Here is a 2,806-nt window from a genome sequence, read left to right on the forward strand (position 1 = left end):
TACGGGTTGCTCGGCGGTGCCTTGGGCATTTTAGGTATTGTCGTTTGGTGGTTGTTCTTCAGCCGCGCGCGTTGGTTCGAGCGCTTGGGCGCCATCGTACTGATGGTCGTCGCGTTGTTCGCTACATTCCGCATCGTCCACGTATCAATTGCGAATGGGGCCATGGGGTATTTGTTTCCTGTCCTGGCCGTCCCGGTTCTTTGCCTCGCCTTAGTAGCCTGGGCGGTGGCTACCCGTCGTCTTTCTGACAGATTTCGGCGCGCGTCGCTGTTGGTGACCATCCTGCTCGCGTGCGCAGTGTTCACGCTCATACGGACCGGTGGCTTCACAGCCAACTTCGATAACGATTTCGCGTGGCGGTGGTCGAAGACTCCCGAGGAGCGACTCCTGGCCCAAGCTCAAGACGAGCCCGCGGCACTCTCCGCAGCTCCGGCGGCGGCGAAGACGGGAGCCGACTGGCCCGGTTTTCGCGGGCCCGGACGCGACGGCATTGTTCGCGGCGTTCGCATCGAGACGGACTGGTCCAAGTCGCCTCCGGTCGAACTTTGGCGCCGGCCGATCGGACCGGCATGGTCGTCCTTCGCGGTCCAGGGAGATCTTGTCTACACGCAGGAACAACGCGGTAAAGACGAGGTGGTCGCCTGCTACAACTTGACCACCGGCAAGCCAGTTTGGAGACACAGCGACCCAGTCCGGTTCTGGGAGTCGAATGCCGGCGCCGGTCCGCGCGGGACGCCAACCCTCAGCAATGGGCGGGTCTACACATTGGGTGCCACTGGAGTCCTGAACGCGCTCGACGCCACTAACGGCGCCGTCGCGTGGTCGCGCAACGCTGCGTCCGACACCAAGACGAAGCTTCCCGGTTGGGGTTTTGCGAGTTCACCGTTGGTAGTCGGCGTCGTCGTCGTCGTCGCCACCGCCGGCAAGCTCGCCGCTTACGACCTCGCCACCGGCAATCCGCGTTGGTTCGGCCCGGAAGGCGGCTCCGGCTACAGCTCGCCACATCTATTGACCATCCACGGAGTTCCCCAGATCCTGCTGCTGAGCGGAACGGGTGCGACCAGCGTCTCGCCAACCGATGGCAAGCGACTCTGGGAGCACCCATTGCCGCCCGGCCCCCGCATCGTGCAGCCGGCCCTGACCGCGGACGGCGACATCCTTACCCACGACGGCGAGAGCAGCTACATGCGCCGCATTGCAGTTGCGCAGGGACCAGGTGGATGGACCGTCGCAGAGCGCTGGTCATCGGTCGGGCTGAATCCCTACTTCAGCGACTTCGTCGTTCACGAGGGCCATGCCTTCGGCTTCGCCGGCAGCAGCATCGCGTGCATCGACCTCAAAGACGGCGAGCTTAAGTGGAAGGGCGGACGCTACGGCCATGGCCAGCTCGTCCTGTTGTCTGACCAGGACTTGATGCTGGTGTTGTCGGAGGAGGGTGAGCTGGCGCTGATCGGTGCGACCCCCGGCCAGTTCACGGAGCTCGCGCGGTTCCCAGCGATCGAGGGCAAGACCTGGAACCACCCGGTGCTGGTCGGCGACGTCCTGCTGGTTCGCAACGGCCAGGAGATGGTCGCGTTCCGGCTGTCCCTCGCGGGCCGCTGACGGGGGTTCCTTCGCGGCCATCGCGGGTGCCGCCCAAACGTCGTTGGACCGGAGCGGCGAATAGCGTGTGTCTCAACTAGCGTGGTAGTTTTCAACTGCTTTCTGACCGCGCCGCCCGGTCAACTCTGCGTTCGGCGTCAGCTTGATCATTCTTGAAGTGTTGTGATGCACTCTGCACTTTACCAGCGAGTCGATATGCTGCTTGCCGCGTGGAGAACCAACAACCGGGTCAGCGTCTTCCTGGTCGAGCACCTACCCCACGAGTTATGGGGAGCCACAGTGCCGGGGGCTCCACGTCGAACCGTTCGGATGATCGCCGGCCACATCCACAATGCGCGGTGTATGTGGATCAAGACGCTGGGAAAGGACCACGGCATCGCGGTGCCGCGAGCCGTCAATCGACACAAGGTTGGGCCGAAGGAGCTGATTCCAGCACTAGGCCACAGTAGCCGCGGCATTATCAGTTTGCTGACGCTCGGTTGTGACCGAGGGGGCGCGATCCCAGCCTCCTCGTCGTATACTTGGCGCAACCTTCCCCTCGATGTCGGGCATGTCCTAACCTATTTCGTCGCGCATGAAGGTCACCATCGCGGGCAGATTGTCATGCTCGCCCGCCAACTGGGCTATCGTTTGCCCGCTGAGATTACGGGTGGTCTTTGGCAATGGTCGAAGCGCGCCAAAGAGGCTCGGAGCTAGATTTCGCTGACGCCGAACAATTTTGGACGCGAGCGGAACCGGCGCGATTGTTATCGACAGCGTGCTCGTACCGCAGTTGTCTTCCGCCGCGTCAACTCAATCGTTCGCCCTCGGTGCTTTGGAGGTTGTGTGCTGCTCGACACGTTGAAAGCATCGGTTGTGCCGCAGTTCTTTCCCGCGAGCTGGCTAGAGGAATGTCCGATCGTATTCTTCGACTTTCCGTCGAGAATCCGCATTGGCTACGTCCTGCGAGAGGAAGGGGGCTACTCTTATGCTCCCAATGTCCCGCGCCAAAGCGGAGGCGTTCTGGCACAGCACGTCCGCGAATGTAGCGCGCGGCGAGCGAGTGGTGCTCGTCGCTGAAGACGCGGGAGCGATCGTCGGCACTGTTGAGGTCATTTTGGATCAGCCTGAGAATCAGCCGCATCGCGGGGACATCGCGAAGATGCTTGTGCATCGACGAGTACGTCGGCAGGGTGTTGGTGCAGCGCTGCTCGCTGCCGCCGAG

3 protein-coding genes are annotated in these 2,806 nt (G+C 62.7%); all 3 read left to right on the forward strand.

Annotated elements, in window-relative coordinates; all coding sequences use genetic code 11:
- On the forward strand, positions 1-1,602 hold a 1,602-nt coding region (locus tag VES88_08650), incomplete at its 5' end, for a PQQ-binding-like beta-propeller repeat protein (GenBank protein HYN81556.1).
- Between the two features lie 309 nt (positions 1,603-1,911).
- Positions 1,912-2,298 (forward strand): DinB family protein, encoded by a 387-nt coding sequence (locus tag VES88_08655; protein ID HYN81557.1) that lies wholly within the window; start codon positions 1,912-1,914, stop codon positions 2,296-2,298.
- A gap of 280 nt (positions 2,299-2,578) precedes the next feature.
- The coding region (locus tag VES88_08660; protein ID HYN81558.1) for a GNAT family N-acetyltransferase at positions 2,579-2,806 on the forward strand (228 nt) is incomplete at its 3' end.

Source organism: Gemmatimonadaceae bacterium (assembly GCA_035633115.1).
Taxonomy (GTDB): Bacteria; Gemmatimonadota; Gemmatimonadetes; order Gemmatimonadales; family Gemmatimonadaceae; genus UBA4720.